General features: G+C 67.6%; 16 protein-coding genes and 1 tRNA gene. 11 read left to right on the forward strand and 6 right to left on the reverse strand.

All coding sequences use genetic code 11. The features are described 5' to 3' along the window. Positions 1-46 precede the first annotated feature (46 nt). The 3 genes from pyk to ACE11G_RS07365 all read left to right on the forward strand — a co-directional run bounded on the left by pyk (position 47) and on the right by ACE11G_RS07365 (position 2,972). Positions 47-1,480 carry a pyruvate kinase gene (gene pyk, locus ACE11G_RS07355; protein ID WP_375003986.1) on the forward strand — a complete coding sequence of 478 codons (1,434 nt, stop codon included), beginning with the start codon at positions 47-49 and terminating at the stop codon, positions 1,478-1,480. A 79-nt stretch (positions 1,481-1,559) separates the two neighbouring features. Next, positions 1,560-2,459 carry an acyl-CoA thioesterase II gene (locus tag ACE11G_RS07360; protein ID WP_045538805.1) on the forward strand — a complete coding sequence of 300 codons (900 nt, stop codon included), beginning with the start codon at positions 1,560-1,562 and terminating at the stop codon, positions 2,457-2,459. A 9-nt stretch (positions 2,460-2,468) separates the two neighbouring features. Continuing rightward, entirely contained in the window at positions 2,469-2,972 is a 504-nt protein-coding gene (locus ACE11G_RS07365) for a hypothetical protein (protein ID WP_045538804.1), read from the forward strand. Here the strand turns inward: ACE11G_RS07365 and ACE11G_RS07370 are convergent. Both ACE11G_RS07370 and ACE11G_RS07375 read right to left on the reverse strand, forming a co-directional pair. Next, positions 2,947-3,699: a copper homeostasis protein CutC gene (locus ACE11G_RS07370; protein ID WP_375003987.1), complete on the reverse strand. Its 753-nt coding sequence runs from the start codon at positions 3,697-3,699 to the stop codon at positions 2,947-2,949. The genes ACE11G_RS07365 and ACE11G_RS07370 overlap by 26 nt on opposite strands. 7 nt (positions 3,700-3,706) lie before the next feature. Then, positions 3,707-5,755 carry a CocE/NonD family hydrolase gene (locus tag ACE11G_RS07375; RefSeq protein ID WP_045536777.1) on the reverse strand — a complete coding sequence of 683 codons (2,049 nt, stop codon included), beginning with the start codon at positions 5,753-5,755 and terminating at the stop codon, positions 3,707-3,709. Positions 5,756-5,958: 203 nt separating this feature from the next. On the opposite strand from ACE11G_RS07375, the gene ACE11G_RS07380 reads away from it, so the two are divergent. The 7 genes from ACE11G_RS07380 (at position 5,959) to ACE11G_RS07410 (ending at position 13,480) form a co-directional block, all read left to right on the forward strand. After that, positions 5,959-6,040: transfer RNA gene (locus tag ACE11G_RS07380), tRNA-Leu, on the forward strand. Between the two features lie 59 nt (positions 6,041-6,099). Further along, the gene (locus ACE11G_RS07385) at positions 6,100-6,711 is read left to right on the forward strand and encodes an ANTAR domain-containing response regulator (protein WP_006895403.1); all 612 of its coding nucleotides are present in this window, start codon (positions 6,100-6,102) and stop codon (positions 6,709-6,711) included. Positions 6,712-6,832: 121 nt separating this feature from the next. Beyond that, the gene (gene polA / locus ACE11G_RS07390) at positions 6,833-9,526 is read left to right on the forward strand and encodes a DNA polymerase I (protein ID WP_375004110.1); all 2,694 of its coding nucleotides are present in this window, start codon (positions 6,833-6,835) and stop codon (positions 9,524-9,526) included. 154 nt (positions 9,527-9,680) lie between these two features. Continuing rightward, positions 9,681-10,745 (forward strand): isocitrate/isopropylmalate dehydrogenase family protein, encoded by a 1,065-nt coding sequence (locus ACE11G_RS07395; protein ID WP_062367738.1) that lies wholly within the window; start codon positions 9,681-9,683, stop codon positions 10,743-10,745. A 95-nt stretch (positions 10,746-10,840) separates the two neighbouring features. Then, positions 10,841-11,743 carry an ABC transporter substrate-binding protein gene (locus ACE11G_RS07400; protein WP_045536784.1) on the forward strand — a complete coding sequence of 301 codons (903 nt, stop codon included), beginning with the start codon at positions 10,841-10,843 and terminating at the stop codon, positions 11,741-11,743. A gap of 4 nt (positions 11,744-11,747) precedes the next feature. Next, complete coding sequence (locus ACE11G_RS07405) at positions 11,748-12,692, forward strand: amino acid ABC transporter permease (protein WP_006895408.1); 945 nt, start codon at positions 11,748-11,750, stop codon at positions 12,690-12,692. Between the two features lie 35 nt (positions 12,693-12,727). Then, complete coding sequence (locus tag ACE11G_RS07410; RefSeq protein ID WP_006895409.1) at positions 12,728-13,480, forward strand: amino acid ABC transporter ATP-binding protein; 753 nt, start codon at positions 12,728-12,730, stop codon at positions 13,478-13,480. Between the two features lie 9 nt (positions 13,481-13,489). Here ACE11G_RS07410 and ACE11G_RS07415 read toward each other — a convergent pair whose 3' ends face one another. Beyond that, positions 13,490-14,398: a VOC family protein gene (locus ACE11G_RS07415; protein ID WP_375003988.1), complete on the reverse strand. Its 909-nt coding sequence runs from the start codon at positions 14,396-14,398 to the stop codon at positions 13,490-13,492. Between the two features lie 128 nt (positions 14,399-14,526). On the opposite strand from ACE11G_RS07415, the gene ACE11G_RS07420 reads away from it, so the two are divergent. Beyond that, positions 14,527-14,979, forward strand: coding sequence for a MarR family winged helix-turn-helix transcriptional regulator (locus tag ACE11G_RS07420; protein ID WP_375003989.1), 453 nt, complete (start codon positions 14,527-14,529; stop codon positions 14,977-14,979). Here ACE11G_RS07420 and ACE11G_RS07425 read toward each other — a convergent pair. The 3 genes from ACE11G_RS07425 to ACE11G_RS07435 form a co-directional block, all read right to left on the reverse strand. Continuing rightward, entirely contained in the window at positions 14,967-15,260 is a 294-nt protein-coding gene (locus ACE11G_RS07425; protein WP_006895412.1) for a DUF2277 domain-containing protein, read from the reverse strand. The two genes, ACE11G_RS07420 and ACE11G_RS07425, sit on opposite strands and share 13 nt — an antisense overlap. A 9-nt stretch (positions 15,261-15,269) precedes the next feature. Continuing rightward, positions 15,270-15,731 carry a DUF1992 domain-containing protein gene (locus tag ACE11G_RS07430; RefSeq protein ID WP_062367741.1) on the reverse strand — a complete coding sequence of 154 codons (462 nt, stop codon included), beginning with the start codon at positions 15,729-15,731 and terminating at the stop codon, positions 15,270-15,272. 165 nt (positions 15,732-15,896) lie between these two features. Then, positions 15,897-16,712, reverse strand: a complete 816-nt coding sequence (locus ACE11G_RS07435; protein ID WP_006895414.1) for a class I SAM-dependent methyltransferase — start codon at positions 16,710-16,712, stop codon at positions 15,897-15,899. Positions 16,713-16,743 lie beyond the last annotated feature (31 nt).

The raw sequence follows: 16,743 nt of genomic DNA on the forward strand, positions 1-16,743 counted from the left end.
CTGAGACCGAGGCGACACGCTGTGGCGCGACCGCTAGCCTTAAGGGGTGACTCGTCGAACAAAAATCGTCTGTACCCTCGGCCCCGCCACCAATACCCTCGAACGCATCACCGAACTCGTCGAGTGCGGCATGGATGTCGCCCGACTGAACTTCAGCCACGGCGCGCACGCCGACCACCGCAGCGTCTACGACAACGTTCGCGGAGCGAGCCTCGCCACCGGTAAGCCCGTCGGCATCCTGGCGGATCTGCAGGGCCCCAAGATCCGGCTCGGCAAGTTCGCCGACAACGGCCGGCCCAACGGCGCCGTGGACTGGAACGACGGCGAGCAGGTGCGGATCACCGTCGACGACGTGATCGGCGACCACGATCGGGTGTCGACCACGTACTCCCAGCTCGCCCAGGACGCCGAGCCGGGAGACCGTCTGCTGGTGGACGACGGGAAGGTCGGCCTGGTGGTCGACCGGGTCGACGGGAACGACGTCGTGTGCACCGTCACCGAGGGCGGCACCGTCAGTAACAACAAGGGCCTGTCGATGCCGGGCATGAAGATCTCGGTGCCCGCCCTGTCGGAGAAGGACATCGCCGATCTGGAGTTCGCCCTGGAACTCGGCGTCGACCTGATCGCCCTGTCCTTCGTGCGCAGCCCCGCTGACATCGAGTTGGTGCGCGAGGTCATGGACCGCGTCGGCCGTCGCGTTCCAGTGGTCGCCAAGCTGGAGAAGCCCGAAGCCATCGAGAACCTCGAGGCCGTGGTGCTGGCGTTCGACGCGATCATGGTCGCCCGCGGCGACCTGGGCGTCGAGATGCCGCTGGAGGAGGTGCCTCTGGTGCAGAAGCGGGCCATCCAGATGGCGCGTGAGAACGCGAAGCCGGTGATCGTCGCGACGCAGATGCTCGACTCGATGATCGAGAACTCCCGGCCCACGCGTGCCGAGGCCTCGGATGTGGCCAATGCCGTGCTGGACGGCGCGGACGCCGTGATGCTCTCCGGCGAGACCTCGGTCGGCAAGTACCCCTTCGAGACGGTGCGCACCATGAGCCGCATCGTGTCGGCGGTCGAAGGCGGCACGCGCGACGTCCCGCCGCTCAAGCACGTCCCGCGCACCCGCCGCGGCATCGTGACCTACGCGGCTCGCGACATCGCGGAGCGACTCAACGCCATCGCCATCATCGCTTTCACCGAGTCGGGTGACACCGTCCGCCGGGTGGCGCGACTGCACTCGCGGGTTCCGCTGATCGCGTTCACCGCGACCGAGGCCACGCACAATCAGATGGCGGTCAGCTGGGGCGTCGACTCGTACCTCGTGCCGCGGATGCAGCACACCGACGACATGATCGACCAGGTCGACGACGTCCTCACCGAGAACGGGCGGCTCAAGAAGGGCGACACGGTCGTCATCATCGCCGGAGCTCCGGCTTCGGTGATCGGGTCGACCAACTTCGTCCACGTCCATCGCATCGGCGAGCAGGACCACTGATCCGCGACCAGCGGTGCGGCGCCGCCCGTCGAGTCGACGGGGCGGCGGGCGGCCCGCATTGCTGGCATAGGGTTGTGGCATGACCAACCCGAACACCGACGCTGCGGCGACGACGTCCGCCGATCTGGCCGAGCTGCTCGAACTCCTCGATCTGGAGCGCGTCGACGACGACCTGTTCATCGGGCAGCACGGCGATCAAGTGATGGCCCGCACCTTCGGCGGGCAGTTGCTCGGGCAGGGCGTGGTGGCGGCCGGCCGGACCCTGGTGAAGGGTGCGCCGCCGGTCCACGCACTGCATGCGCACTTCATCCGCGGTGGCGACGTCACCGAGCCGATCGAGTATCACGTCGACCGTTACCGCGACGGACGGGCCTTCGCGAACCGGCAGGTGACTGCCAAGCAGGGTGACGAGGTGGTCTTCACGATGCTGGTGGCCTTCCAGGACAACTCCGCGGGTCTCGAGCACGCCGTGGAGATCCCCGAAGTGCCGTATCCGGAGGAGTTGCCGCCGCTCGACGAGCATTTCAAGGGGTACGAAGAGACCATCGAGGCGTTCGTGAACGCACTGCACCCGGTGGACATCCGGTTCGCCAACGATCCGGCCTGGGTGATGAAGGGGACCGGCGAGAAGCTGACCCACAACCGCGCCTGGATGAAGGCCGACGGTGTGCTGCCGGACGATCCGCTCATGCATGTCGCGACGATGGCGTACTCGTCGGACACCACGGTCCTCGACTCGATCATCACCACCCACGGACTGTCGTGGGGACACGACCGGCTGTTCGCGGCGACCGTCAACCATTCGATGTGGTTCCATCACGACTTCCGGTTCGACGAGTGGATGCTGTACGCGACGGAGTCCCCGGTCGCGGCCGGCTCGCGCGGGCTGGGCTCGGGCCGATTCTTCAAGCGCGACGGCACGCTCGCGACCTCTGTGGTGCAGGAGGCGCTCATCAAGTACTTCCCGCCGCGCGACTGAGGCCCGAGAATGACCGAGAGCATCCCGAATCCGGAGCCCGCCCTTCCGTCCGGCGGGCAGGCTCCGTCCGAATTGCGCTTCTTCCTGCCGCCGGGCCCGCCGCTGTCGCCCAAACGGTGGCAGCGCCGATGGAAGATCGGCATCCGCGTGGGCAGCGCCGTCGCCGCAGTGGTGCTGATCGCCTTCGCCGCACTCGCCATCGGCTCGGGCGTGGTGTCGAGTTCGCGCTACACCGCCACCGGTGCCGTCGAGGTGGACTGCACCACGCGGAACATGCCGCGGCTCCCCGCCGTGGGCTTCGGCTCCCTCGTGCAGATCTTCGATGCTCAGTCGGGCGAACGCTACGGCCAGTCGACGCTCGACCGATTCCGCGCACTCCCGAGCGGTATCTGCCTTGCCGGATTCGAGATCCGCGACGTCCGGGTCGCCTCGCTCTACACGGTCGAGATCGGGAGGCTGTACCGCACTCTCGTGTCGGAGGAGGCACTCAAGGACGGTGCGCTGCTTTCGTAGCCGCTCGCACCAGACCGGCGTCGGTCATCTCCAGATCCGACGCGGCACCTCCACCCGGGCCGGCGACGCCCCGATCCCGCACCGAGCGTTTCGCGGACAGGTGCACCGCGTGCACGCCGGTGCCCCGGATGGCAGGGATGGCCTCCGCCGTGACGCCCCCGCCCGCCATCACTTCGACACCGGTGTCGGCGGCCACGAGCGCACGCAGCACATCGAGTCCGTCGCCGGCGCGAGCAGCACCTCCCGAGGTGAGGACGCGATCGACGCCGAGACCGGCGAGCACGGTGAGGGCGGCGATCGGATCGGCGGCGGCGTCGATGGCGCGGTGGAAAGTCACGTCGATGCGCCGGCCGGCCCGCTGCTCGGCGTCACGCGCCGCCGCGAGGAGTCGTCCGGTCGCGCCGGCGTCGACCGTCCCGTCGGCGTGCAGCGCGCCGATCACGACGCCTCGCGCACCGAGCCGGACGGCGAGCCGGACGGCTGCGGCCACGTCGGCCGCGAGGACATCGACTTCGGCGTCCGAGTAGACGAATCCTCCCGGCCGGGTGCGGATCAGGGCGTGCACGTCGATCCCGACCGCACACACCGCGTCGAGAAGTCCCGCGGACGGCGTCAGTCCGCCGGTGACTCCCAGCGCCGTGCACAGTTCGACGCGATCGGCGCCGTTCGCCCGTGCCGTCGCGGCGCCCTCGGCATCCTGCACCGCGATCTCCACTGCCGGCCGCACGGCGAGCTCAGCCGAGGGGACGCGAGAGCGGGACGTTGACCCAGCTGGGCTTCGCCGGATCGATCTCGATGTACTGCGGCCGCAGCTGCGACGACCACAGACCCGGGCCGAGCGGCAGCGACTTCGGGAAGTTGAGCGAGTAGAGGTCCACCCGCAGTCGATCTCCGGGCTTCAGCGCGGCCTGCGTCGCCGACATCGGGATGTCGACGTCGAGGATCTGGCCCGGCCGGACCTTGGCGTAGTGGTCGAGCGAGAGGTACAGGACCGGGTCGGTGAGGTCTCCGTTCGGTGCGTATCCGCTTCGGCTCGGGTCCACCGCGCGCAACGACACCATCAGCTGTCCCATGGACACCACGCGTGACCGGCCGTCGGGGGAGACGACGTTGAGCGTCGCGTGCCAGTAGCCGTCGGGCGCGTTCAGCCGTTGCCGCAGATGGACGACGGGGGTGCCGCTGATCCGGGTCAGAGCGGTCGCGGGCCGGCCGGTGAAGGTCTGCGCCGCCGTCTCCGAGAGCCGGGTGTCGTTGCCGCAGAAGTCGAACAGTGCGGTCACGCCGGCGGTCGACTGAGCGGAGTCGCGGTCGCAGAGTGTCGAGAGTCCGGGCTTGACCTCGCGCGTGGCGCGCTTCGCGGGCCTGCTCGCACTGAGTGACCCGTCGCCTGCGACCGGTGTGTTCACCGAATGCGACGGTGTGCCGCGCAGGTATTGGCGCTGGTACGTGTGTCCGGGCAGCGGGAACGACGGGCCCTGCAGGAACCCGCCGTTCGGTTCCGACGCCAAGGTGGCCTGGGGGTACCGGTCGATGCCGTTGTCGATGCCCTTGAGCCACTTGTCGTACCAGGCTCGCGCGAGGACGTCGAGGCGCGGTGGGTATCCGGGCCGGCCGAAGTTCGAACTCGACGTCACGTGGTAGCCGTCGTCCATGATGAGCTTCTTCTTCGCATCCGGCAGTTGCGAGAGGCCCCGGAGCATCCGGGATTCGGAGTTGGTGAACAGGTCGTTCCACCCGCCGATCGTGAAGGAGGGCGTCGTGATCGCGCCGACATCCGTGTACAGCGAGTCGCGCCGAGCTGTACCGGCCGTCATCATGCTGCGCGTCTGGGGGCTGAAGCCGTTGACGTCACGCGTCACGAGCGCGTCGATCAGCAGGTCGAAGTACGTCAGCGGGTCCTTGACGCGGTCGGCGAGCCACTTCCAGTCGAAGGTTCCGTTCAGCATCGAGGCGATGTTGGGAATCATCTTGGTCCCGTTCACGATCGCCAGCCAGAAGCTCAGGAATCCGACGCCCAGACCGCCGCCGGGCGCGATGATGTCACGCACCAGATCCGCACCGGGGACGACGGGGAAGATCGCGCCCAGCTTGCCCGGCGCGTCGGCGGCGGCCTGCAACTGGTTGATCCCCGAGTACGAGACCCCGGCCATGCCGGTCTTCCCGTTCGACCATCGCTGCTTGGACGCCCAGTCCAGCACCTCGACGGTGTCGCGGCGCTCGCGATCGCCGAAGACCTGCCAGGTGCCCTGCGAGAAGCCGGTGCCGCGCACGTCTACGACGAGCATGTTGTAGCCGCTCTTGATGAGCTTGGGATCGTACGAGAAGGTCTGGATCAGGCCGCCGCGCAGCGCGCCGACCAGTTCGTTGTATCCCGACAGCACCGTGCCCTGGAGATTGATCCCGTTCAGCAGGTCGATCAGCTGCGGGGCCAGGACCGGATAGTTCATCACCTCGCTCGCGAGCGCCGACACCATCTTGGTGTAGGGCGTCATGTTGACGATGGTCGGCAGCTTCTCTCGCACCGGCGCGCCGGACCGGTCCGTGGGACGGATCAGGTTGCCCCGCAGCACCGTCCCGTCCGACATGCGGATCGGCACGTCCGGGGTCACTCGGTACCCCGAGTACTTCTGGGGGCCGTCCTGCGTGCGTGTCCATCGGGCGCCGAGCGTCCCGAAGACCGCGGCGTCCGACGGGCCGGTGCCTATCGGCAGCGCCACCAGCGGCAGGGCGATGAGCAGTGCGAGGGCAGCGGTCACGATCCGGCCGCGTAGTGATGACTTCACCTGGTGTTTCCTCCCCGAGCAAGCAGAGTCGAACCGGACACGCCTTCATCGTTCTGTGACCTGACTCTCAGGTAACAATAAGTCGGAGGTGAAGGAAAGGGAAGAGTCGTGTGGGGCGCGTCGCCCGCCACCGCGCCGCGGCATGGGGCGGATGCGCGATCCGGACCAGAGCATGAGTACACTTGCATCTCGCACCACCACCGGCCCCGGTGGCGAAATTGGCAGACGCGCCGCACTCAAAATGCGGTCTCTAACGAGGTGCCGGTTCGAGTCCGGCCCGGGGCACGTATGGATTCTGCGTTCGGCGCAGATGCGTGACCGCCGTCAGCGATCGGAGCGAAGCGATGAACGACCCCGACAAGCCGGCGAGCAGAGTCGTTGTCGCCGAGGATGATTCGCTGATCCGCATGGATCTGATCGAGATGCTGCGCGACGAGGGATACGACGTCGTCGGGGAGGCCCCGAACGGTCAGGTCGCCGTCGATCTGGCCGAGCAGCTCCGTCCCGACGTCGTCATCATGGATGTGAAGATGCCGGTCCGCGACGGCATCGACGCGGCCAGCGAGATCGCGCGCAAGAGGATCGCACCCGTCGTCATGCTGACGGCGTTCAGCCAGCGTGAGTTCGTCGAACGTGCCCGCGACGCCGGCGCGATGGCGTACCTGGTCAAGCCGTTCAACCAGGCCGACCTCGTCCCCGCGATCGAGGTGGCGCTCAGCCGGTATCGTGAGCTCAAGGTGCTCGAGGCTGAGATCGCCGACATGTCAGGCCGTTTCGAGGCCCGGAAACTCATCGAGCGGGCGAAGGGTCTGCTCATGGACAAGCAGGGAATGACCGAGCCGGAGGCCTTCCGCTGGATTCAGCGGAACGCGATGGACAAGCGCGCCACGATGAAGGCCGTCGCCGAGATCGTGGTCGACACGCTCGGCGACGGGACCGACCAGCCGCGGTCGTAGCGGGCTGCCGCGACTGTCCGACCCACGCCCTAGACTCGTCTGCGTGAGTGCAGCGCAGACAACGAACAAGTCGGGTGCGGGGACCAGAGCCGCGGGCAAGGCGGGCGGCAGGCCGACGCTGATGCTTCTGGACGGTCACTCGCTGGCCTACCGGGCGTTCTTCGCGTTGCCCGCCGAGAACTTCAAGACGAACACCGGCCAGAGCACCAACGCGGTCTACGGCTTCACGTCGATGCTGATCAATCTGCTGCGCGACGAGGAGCCGAGCCACATCGCCGCCGCGTTCGACGTCTCCCGGCAGACCTTCCGGTCGGAGATGTTCCCCGAGTACAAGGCGCAGCGGAGTTCGTCGCCCGACGAATTCCGGGGCCAGGTCGACCTCACCAAGGACGTCCTCGACGCGATGGGCATCCCGGTGATGGCGATCGAGGGGTACGAGGCCGACGACATCATCGCCACGCTCGCGACGGCCGCCGACCGCCAGGGGTACCGGGTCCTCGTCGTCACCGGCGACCGCGACTCACTGCAGCTGGTCAACGAGAACATCACCGTGCTGTATCCGAAGCGCGGGGTGTCGGAGCTCACCCGTTTCACCCCCGAAGAGGTGGAGAAGAAGTACGGCCTCACGCCGTCGCAGTATCCGGACTTCGCCGCGCTCCGAGGCGACCCCAGCGACAACCTCCCGGGCATCCCGGGGGTCGGGGAGAAGACGGCGGCCAAATGGATCCGCGAATACGGCTCGTTCGAGGAACTGGTGAACCGGGCCGATGAGGTGCAGGGCAAGGTGGGTGATTCACTGCGCGCCAATCTGGCCGGCGTCATCATGAACCGCAGGCTGACCGAACTGGTCCGCGACATGGAGTTGCCCGCCGGCCCCGACGACCTGGCCCTGCACGGCTGGGACCGGGACCGGATCCACCGGCTCTTCGACGATCTCGAGTTCAAGGTCTTGCGCGACCGGCTGTTCTCCACCCTGACCTCGGTGGAGCCCGAGGCGGAGTCGGGCTTCGACCTGCGGGGGACGCGACTGGGCTCGGGTGAGGTGGCCGGGTGGCTGGCCGAACACACCGCGTCGGGGCGCAGCGGACTCGCGGTGACCGGTCGGCGCGCGGTGGTCGGCAGCGACGTCGAGTCGCTCGCTATCGCCGGGTCCGACGGAGAGGCCGCGTTCATCGATCCCACCTCGCTGAGTGTGGACGACGATGCGGCGCTGGCGGATTGGCTGGCCGACGAGACCCGGCCCAAGGCCGTGCACGAGGTGAAGTGGGCCCTGCACGCGCTCCGCGGACGCGGGTGGACGCTGGCCGGAGTCACCTCCGACACCGCTCTCGCCGCGTATCTGGTGCGGCCGGGACAGCGGACCTTCAACCTCGACGACCTCGTGCTCCGGTACCTGCGACGCGAGCTCAAGGCGGACGACGCCCAGACCGACGACGGTCAGCTCTCACTGCTCGACGACGACGCCGACGCGCAGCGCGCGGCAGATCAACTGATGCTGTCGGCCCAGGCTGTCGCTGAACTCGCCGACACGCTGGACACGGAACTGGAGCGGATCGAGGGCTCGGCGCTGCTGCGAGAGATGGAACTTCCGCTCGCGTTCGTTCTCGCCGAACTGGAGTGCGCGGGCATCGCCGTCGACGTCGAACACCTGGACGCGCTCGAGCGCGGGTTCGCGCAGCGGGTGCGCGACGCGGCCGAGGCGGCGTACGAGGTGATCGGCGAGCAGGTGAACCTCGGGTCGCCCAAACAGCTGCAGGCGATCCTCTTCGACAAGCTCGACATGCCGAAGACGAAGAAGACCAAGACCGGCTACACCACCGACGCGGACGCTCTCACGTCGTTGTACGAGAAGACCGAGCATCCGTTCCTGAAGCATCTGCTCGAGCATCGCGACGCCACCCGGCTGCGGGTGACGGTGGAGGGCCTCCAGAAGACCGTCGCGGACGATCAGCGCGTCCACACCACGTTCAATCAGACCGTGGCGGCGACGGGTCGGCTGTCCTCGACGGACCCGAACCTGCAGAACATCCCGGTGCGCACCGATGCGGGCCGCCAGATCCGGCATGCCTTCGTGGTGGCGCCGGGCCCGGTGCCGATCGGGGCCGCGCCCGTGGAGTTCGAGAGCCTGATGACGGCCGATTACTCGCAGATCGAGATGCGGATCATGGCGCACCTCTCGGAGGACGAGGGACTGATCGAGGCCTTCAACACCGGTGAGGACCTGCACAACTTCGTCGGTTCGCGTGCCTTCGGGGTTCCGGTGGACCAGGTGGACCCGCAGATGCGTTCACGGGTCAAGGCGATGTCGTACGGCCTGGCCTACGGGTTGTCGGCATACGGTCTGGCCGCTCAGCTCGGGATCAGCCGCGAAGAGGCGAAGCAGCAGATGGAGCAGTACTTCGATCGCTTCGGCGGCGTCCGCGACTATCTTCACCGCGTCGTCGAGGAGGCGCGCCGGAACGAGTACACGGCCACCCTGTTCGGCCGGCGCCGGTATCTGCCCGACCTCAACTCCGACAACTTCCAGCGTCGTCAGGCCGCCGAGCGGATGGCGCTCAACGCCCCCATTCAGGGCACCGCCGCCGACATCATCAAGGTGGCGATGATCAACGTGCAGAACCGGTTGCGGGCCGAGAAGCTGTCGTCGCGGATGCTGCTGCAGGTGCACGACGAACTGGTGATCGAGGTAGCCCGGGGCGAGCGGGAGACGGTGGAGGCGGTGGTCCGCGCCGAGATGGGCGGAGCGATCGAGCTCTCGGTTCCACTGGAGGTCTCGGTCGGCTACGGCCGGAGTTGGGACGACGCCGCGCACTGACCCGAACAGGGTTGTCGAGTAAGCGCAGGAGCGAAGCGACGGAGCGCATCGAGACGAACACCAGCCGCGGTGACTCCGCGACAACGTGGCGACGGTCAGCCGAAGTATGGGACCTTCTCTTACAGAGACAGTCCCGATGAACAGGAACCCGCGAATGACAGACACGCTCCGCCTCGCAGTCCTCGAGGGCGACGGAATCGGACCCGAGGTGGTGCCGGTTGCCGTGGACGTCGCGACCCGGGCCCTCGCGGCGCAGGGGCTGACGGTGGAGACCACCGCGCTGCCGTTCGGTGCCGCCGCCGTCGAGTCCGACGGCGCGCCCGTGCCCGCGAGCACGCTCGACGCGCTGGAGAAGTTCGATCTCTGGGTGGTCGGACCGCATGACAGCGCCTCGTACCCGGCCGAAGTGCGGTATCCGCCGCCGGGCGCGGTGTTGCGCAAGCAGTTCGGTCTGTACGCGAATCTACGGCCCGCCCGGGCTGTCTCCGGCGTGACGGCGACCGCGCCCGACATCGATGTCCTGGTGGTCCGGGAGAACAGCGAGGGACTGTACGCGGACCGGAACATGACGATCGGCAGCGGCGAGTTCATGCCGACGCCGGACGTCGCGCTCGCGGTGGGCGTGGTCACCCGCGCGGCGTCCGAACGCATCGCGGTCGAGGCCTTCGAAGCGGCACGGCGGCGGCGCGGGCACGTCACCGTGGTGCACAAGGCCAACGTGCTGCGACTGACGACGGGACTGTTCCGGGACGAATGCCTCGCGGTCGCCGAGCGTTACCCGGACGTCCGGGTGGACGAGCAGCACGTCGACGCGATGGCGGCGCTGCTGGTGCGTCGCCCGGCTGACTTCGATGTGATCGTCACCGAGAACCTGTTCGGCGACATCCTGTCGGACCTGGCGGCTGAACTATCCGGTTCCCTCGGCCTGGCCCCGTCGATCAACGCCTCGGACACGCGCGCCATGGCGCAGGCGGTGCACGGCGCCGCACCGGACATCGCCGGCCGCGGCATCGCCGATCCGGTCGCCATGATCGGTTCGGGCGCCATGCTGCTGCGCTGGCATGCTGCGCGTTCGGGCGACAGCCGACTGTCGGCAGCGGCCGATGCGATCGACGGCGCGGTGGCCCATGTGCTCGGTGAGGGGATCGCCACGGCCGACCTGGGCGGCGGTGCGTCGACCTCGGAGTTCGGGGCGGCGGTCGCGGCGCAGGTCGGCTGAATCTCGCCCCGGTCGGCCGCGGCGGCCGGCGAACCCGTCATACTCATAGACTCCGGGGGATCACACCGATCCCCGGTCACGACGGAGAGGTGCCGATGCGAGTGCGATCGCTGCGCGTGCGGGTGCTGGCCGGTGTGGCGGCCGCGGCGCTCGCAGTTCCCGTGCTGTCGGGCTGCGTGGTCGACGAGTCGGCGCTCGACACCAAGCCGATCACGGTGAAGGTGGAGAAGCAGCCCGAGATCGCCGCGATGCTGCCCGCGAGCATTCGAGAATCCGGAGTGCTGCGTGTGGGTACCAACCCGCCGTACCAGCCGAACGAGTTCAAGGACCGAGAAGGTCACATCATCGGATTCGACGTCGACCTGATGAACGCCGTGGCCGGCGTCCTCGGGCTGCGGGCCGAGTACAGCGAGTCCGACTTCGACAAGATCATCCCCGCGATGCAGGGCGGCACGTTCGATCTGGGGATGTCGTCGTTCACCGACTCGCTGGAGAGGCAGAAGGAGGTCGACTTCGTCGACTACTTCAGCGCCGGAATCAAATGGGCGCAGAAGGTGGGCAGGGGGATCGACCCGGACAACGCCTGCGGCCTCCGCGTCGGAGTGCAGAGCACCACGGTCGAAGACACCGATGAGGTCCCCGCCAAGAGCGCCGCATGCGAGAAGGCGGGCAAGGACCCGATCATCAAAGTCAAGTTCGAAACCCAGGATCAGGTGGTGAACGCCTTGCTCCTGGGCCAGATCGACGCGTTCTCGGCCGATTCTCCGGTGACCGCGTACGCGATCAAGAAGACCGACGGTCAGCTCGAGGAAGTGGGGCCGCTGTACGACGCGGCGCCGTACGGGTGGCCGATCGTCAAGGGCTCTGCGCTCGGACCCGCTTTGCAGGCAGCCCTGCAGTACCTCATCGACAACGGTCAGTACGAGAAGATCGCCACACATTGGGGAGTGGAAGCAGGAATGATTCAGCGATCCGAGATCAACGGAGCGAAGGGCTGAACCGATGACGGCAAGTGACATCCGGGCCGGCGACACGGCGGAGACCCCCGCACCGATCAAGGCCGTCCCCCTCCGGCATCCCGGACAGTGGATCGCCGCTGTGATCATTCTCGGGCTGGTCGGGCTCTTCGTGTACGGCGCGGCCACCAATCCCGCCTACCACTGGTCCACCTACGGCAAGTACCTGTTCGAAGAACGCATCCTGTCGGGTGTCGGATACACGCTGGCGCTGACCGTCCTCGCGATGATCATCGGGGTGATCCTCGGCGTGATCCTGGCGGTGATGCGGATGTCGCAGAACAAGGTGCTCAGTTCCGCGGCCTGGGTGTACCTGTGGGTGTTCCGTGGCACTCCGATCTTCGTTCAGCTGGTCCTGTGGGGGCTCGTCGGTTCGCTCTACAAGACCGTCCGGGTCGGCATACCCTTCGGCCCGACCGCGTTCGAAATCGACATCCAGGCCTTCAGCCTCAAGTACGTCTTCCTGATCGCCGTGATCGGGCTCGCCCTCAATGAGGCCGCGTATATGGCGGAGATCGTCCGCGCCGGCATCTCCTCCGTGGGCGAAGGACAGATGGAGGCGTCGGTGGCGCTGGGCATGTCGTGGTGGCAGACGATGCGGCGAATCGTGCTGCCACAGGCGATGCGGGTGATCATCCCGCCCACCGGCAACGAGGTCATCAGCATGCTCAAGACCACCAGCCTCGTGGCCGCGGTGCCTTTCAGCCTCGAACTGTACGGCCGCCAACGGGATATCTCGGGCGTCAACTTCCAGCCGATCCCGATGCTGCTCGTGGCGTCGACGTGGTATCTGGTCGTCACCTCGGTGCTGATGATCGGGCAGCACTTCGTTGAGAAGCACTACGAGAAGGGTGCCTCGCGCGAGCTGTCGGAGGGCCAGCTGCAGGCGCTCGCCGCCGCCAACAAGACGGTCGTGGAGGAGGGCAAGTGACGGACACCGGTGTTTCGTCCGACGGCGGCCGGCCGATGGTGCTGGCCGACCGCGTATGCAAGAACTTCGGTGCCCTTCAGGTGCTGAAGGGTGTGTCCATCGAGGTGCAACCCGGCGAGGTCGCATGTCTGATCGGCCCCTCGGGCTCGGGGAAGTCCACCTTTCTGCGGTGCGTCAATCACCTCGAGAAGGTCAACGCCGGACGTCTGGAGGTGGACGGCGAACTGATCGGTTATCGAGAGCGCGGCGGCCGACTCTACGAGCTCAGCCCGCGCGAGGCGGCCAGGCAGCGCCGCGACATCGGGATGGTGTTTCAGCATTTCAACTTGTTTCCGCACCGGACCGCGCTGGAGAACATCATCGAGGCTCCGGTCCTGGTCGGCGGGAAGTCCAAGAGCGAGGCCACCGAGCGCGCTCTGGACCTGCTGAGCCAGGTGGGCCTGCGGGCCAAAGCCGACGCCTACCCGGCCCAGCTCTCGGGCGGACAGCAGCAGCGCGTCGCCATCGCCCGCGCGCTCGCCATGGATCCGAAGCTGATGCTCTTCGACGAGCCGACTTCGGCTCTCGACCCGGAACTCGTCGGCGACGTGCTGGCGGTCATGCGGACCCTCGCCGCGGAGGGGATGACGATGGTGGTGGTCACCCACGAAATGGGCTTCGCCCGCGAGGTGGCCGACCAGTTGGTCTTCATGGACGGTGGAGTGGTGGTCGAACGCGGGGATCCCCGTGAGCTGCTGTCGAACCCGCAGCAGGCGCGAACCCAGGAGTTCCTCTCCAAGCTGCTGTAGCGGGCCCGCTCACACGGTGGCGATCGGCGTGAGGATCTCGGGCGGATCGGTCCGGGCCGCCTCGGTGAAGCGGTGGCCCCAGAAGCTCGGCTTGCGGTAGGTGCGGGCGATCCAGCTCAGGTCGTCGACCACCAGACCCCCGTAGCCGAGCTCCAGCTGAAACCCCGACGGCGTCCCGACATAGGTCGACGTCATGAGGTCGTTCGAGTGCCGGCCGAGCGTCTGCATCACCGGAACGCGATGCTTCTCGACCAGGTCGATCGCGCGGCCGAGATCGTCCATGTGCTGGTATTCCAGCATCAGGTGGTTCACGCCGATGTGGCCGGGCGCCTCCGCGAGCGCCAGCGAGTGGTGGCGGCCGTTGACGTGGTAGAACCGCACGTCGAAGTGATCCGACACTATTCGGTCGGAGAGCCGGAATCCGAGTACCCCGGAATAGAACTCGTCGGCTTCCGCGAGGTCCGGTACCTGGTAGACGATGTGTCCCAGCCCCTGATCGCCCGTCACGAACCCGCCGCGCATGGTCCGTCCCGCGCGGAACGAGTTGGGGGTGGCGCCCTTGCCCCAGGACAGTTCGTGGCGAAGTCCCCACGGGTCGGTGAACCAGGCCAGTTCGGCGACGCCGCGGTCGCGCACGACCGGTGCGTCGGCCCACTCCAGGCTCAATCCGCGGCGCGCGAGATGCTCGGCGAACGCGTGCAGATCGGTCTCGTTGGCCAAGCCCCAGCCGGTGTATCGGAGTTCGTCGGTCGCGCCGGGGTGGATGCAGATGCGGAAGTCGACGTCGTCGACAGCGAGCCGGACCGTACCGTCGGACGTTCGGCTGTGAATCATCGCGCCGACGATCTCGGGTCCGTAGGTCGCCCAGTCCGACGAGCGCGGTGAGCCGAAGCCGACGTACGAGAGTTCTTGAATCATTCGAGAGTCCTTCGCTTGGGGAACGTGTTCTCGCGTCTGAAGGTAGACCGCAATAATGAATGGGTCAACCAACAATTATGATCCATAACGAAATCGGTGAGAGTTGCCGCACTCGATAGGCTGACGGGATGACAGGTAAGGCGCCGCCAGAAGACCTTCTCGGCGATTCGCTGAGCGCACGGCTCGGCTTCCAGTTGGTGAAGGCGGCGATCGGGGTGCGCCGGGCGTATGCGGCGGAGCTGAGACGGCACGGGCTCCTGCCGCATCAACACGCGATCCTCGCGGTGCTCGTCGACGGCGAGGGGCTCTATCAGCGGCAGCTCGCCGAGGCGGTGCGCGTCGATCCGCCCGATCTCGTTCCGTACATCGACGGCTTGGTGAAGGAGGGGCTGGCCGCGCGTTCCCCGGACCCGAAGGATCGGCGTCGGCAGATCGTCACGATCACCCCTGCCGGCACCGAGCGGTTCGGTGAGGCCGACAGGGGCCTGGACGTGGTCGAGTCGGCGTTGTTCCGTCGGCTCTCGTCCTCCGATCGGAGTCGATTGCGCAAGGTATTGGCGGAGATCGATCAGGAGGACTGAATCGGTCGGCGCGCCTCGCGCGCCGCGATTCGTGCTCGTACTTCGGGACGCCGCAGCGGCGGGACGGTTCGCGGAGGCTGCCTGCGGGCCGGAAGTGCGTCGAGGAGTTCAACGGTCGCCGCGGTCACGGCGTCTACCGCCGTCTCGATCGCGTCGTGGTTGGCGTCGGTGACTTTGCGGATTCCGGAGACCTTCCGCACGTACTGCAGCGCGGCTGCCCGGATCTCTTCGTCAGTCGCTGCCGGCTCAAGGCCGCGCAGTTCGGTGATGTTGCGGCACATGAGCCCAGGCTACGCCGCGCCGCCACGTCTCGTGCCCGGAGCGGAGTCGGTCGCGATCTCAGCGTGCGTGCGAGCCTGCTCGGCTCGAGCCGCCCGGCGGGCGGCCCACGCGCCGATGGTCGCCTCGACGTCGCGCGGCATCGTGATCAGTGGCGGCCCTTCCGGGGTCTGATACCGGGCGTTGACCGCCCGGGTGTTGAAATCCTCCACCTCGCGGCGCGCGGCCCGCTCGCTGGACATCGCATCGAGTTCGGCGTCGAGTTCGGCGTCGTCCTTCCGCAATTGGAGGGACGGCGGCAGTGAGACGAGCCGCTCTCGCTTCAAGTAGCGCTTGATCCACCAATCCGGGTCGTCGTGGTCTGACAGATCGAGAGGTTCGCCGGCTCCGGGCAGATCGTCGAAGTCGCCGCGTCGAGCTTGACGCTGGGTGACCGTCAGCGGGTTGCGTGCGCGCAGTGAGTCGAAATCCATTGGTGCACGCGGGAGGGTGGTCTGGGTGGTTTCGACTCGCTCCGCTCGCTCAACCAGCGGGAGGGCCGGGTTCGCTCGTCGGCGGGAGGGTTGGGTTCGCTCGGTCGGCGGGAGACCCGAGACGGCGGACGGTCGCGCCGTCGAGACTCGACGGCTCTGCGCGCCTCATTCGGGCTTGCGGCAGACGAAGATGGCGGTGCCCGGGAAGTAGGAGCCCCGCAGCGGCGACCACTGGCCCCACTCGTCCTCGAGGTCGTCGGGCCACTCCGGCTCGACGATGTCCTCCAGCAGTAAACCCGCGGCGACGATCTCGCGAACGCGATCACCGATCGTCCGGTGGTGTTCGACGTACGTGACTTCGCCGTCGTCGCCGGTCTCCGAGTATGGGGTTCGCGAGAAGTACGACATACGAACCACGAGACCTTCGGGTCCGGGGTCGTCGAGGAACATCCAGCGAATCGGATGGTTGGTGGCGAACACCCATCGGCCGCCGGGGCGCAGCACCCGCGCGACCTCGCGCATCATGCGGGCCGAGTCGGCGACGAACGGGACGGCGCCGAACGACGAGCAGGCTTTGTCGAACGACTCGTCGGCGAAGGGGAGGTGCTCGGCGCCGGCCTGGACGAGGGGAACCGGTGCGTCGTCGCGCTGCATCGACTCCAGGCCGTGCCGCAGCATGCCGATCGACACGTCGAGACCGATCACGTTGGCGCCCTGGGTTTTCAGCCATCTCGCGCACGGCGCCGAGCCGCATCCGACCTCGAGCACGTCGCGGCCGGCGACGTCGCCGAGAAGCCGGGCCTCCGACTCCCGGTAGCGCTCGGGGCCCCAGACGAACTCGCCTCCCGGTGTGTCGCCGCCGATGAAGTGGCCGTGCTCCTCGTGGTACTCGTCGGCCTCGCCGTCCCACCATGTCCGGTTCGCTCGTTCGCTGACGGCCGAGTCGATCTCACCGAGGACGCGAGGCGGTCGGGAAGTCATGGAGATGGTCCTCTCGTGGCATGGCGTTGGC

It is taken from the genome of Gordonia sp. PS3 (genome assembly GCF_041950545.1).
Taxonomy (GTDB): Bacteria; Actinomycetota; Actinomycetes; order Mycobacteriales; family Mycobacteriaceae; genus Gordonia; species Gordonia sihwensis.

Excerpts from the sequence above, each read along its gene's own strand:
- ACE11G_RS07360 (WP_045538805.1), top strand. The coding sequence starts at position 1,560 with ATGACCAACCCGAACACCGACGCTGCGGCGACGACGTCCGCCGATCTG.
- ACE11G_RS07365 (WP_045538804.1), top strand. The coding sequence starts at position 2,469 with ATGACCGAGAGCATCCCGAATCCGGAGCCCGCCCTTCCGTCCGGCGGG.
- ACE11G_RS07385 (WP_006895403.1), top strand. The coding sequence starts at position 6,100 with ATGAACGACCCCGACAAGCCGGCGAGCAGAGTCGTTGTCGCCGAGGAT.
- polA (WP_375004110.1), top strand. The coding sequence starts at position 6,833 with ATGCTTCTGGACGGTCACTCGCTGGCCTACCGGGCGTTCTTCGCGTTG.
- ACE11G_RS07395 (WP_062367738.1), top strand. The coding sequence starts at position 9,681 with ATGACAGACACGCTCCGCCTCGCAGTCCTCGAGGGCGACGGAATCGGA.
- ACE11G_RS07400 (WP_045536784.1), top strand. The coding sequence starts at position 10,841 with ATGCGAGTGCGATCGCTGCGCGTGCGGGTGCTGGCCGGTGTGGCGGCC.
- ACE11G_RS07405 (WP_006895408.1), top strand. The coding sequence starts at position 11,748 with ATGACGGCAAGTGACATCCGGGCCGGCGACACGGCGGAGACCCCCGCA.
- ACE11G_RS07410 (WP_006895409.1), top strand. The coding sequence starts at position 12,728 with ATGGTGCTGGCCGACCGCGTATGCAAGAACTTCGGTGCCCTTCAGGTG.
- ACE11G_RS07415 (WP_375003988.1), bottom strand. The coding sequence starts at position 14,398 with ATGATTCAAGAACTCTCGTACGTCGGCTTCGGCTCACCGCGCTCGTCG.
- ACE11G_RS07420 (WP_375003989.1), top strand. The coding sequence starts at position 14,527 with ATGACAGGTAAGGCGCCGCCAGAAGACCTTCTCGGCGATTCGCTGAGC.
- ACE11G_RS07425 (WP_006895412.1), bottom strand. The coding sequence starts at position 15,260 with ATGTGCCGCAACATCACCGAACTGCGCGGCCTTGAGCCGGCAGCGACT.
- ACE11G_RS07430 (WP_062367741.1), bottom strand. The coding sequence starts at position 15,731 with ATGGATTTCGACTCACTGCGCGCACGCAACCCGCTGACGGTCACCCAG.
- ACE11G_RS07435 (WP_006895414.1), bottom strand. The coding sequence starts at position 16,712 with ATGACTTCCCGACCGCCTCGCGTCCTCGGTGAGATCGACTCGGCCGTC.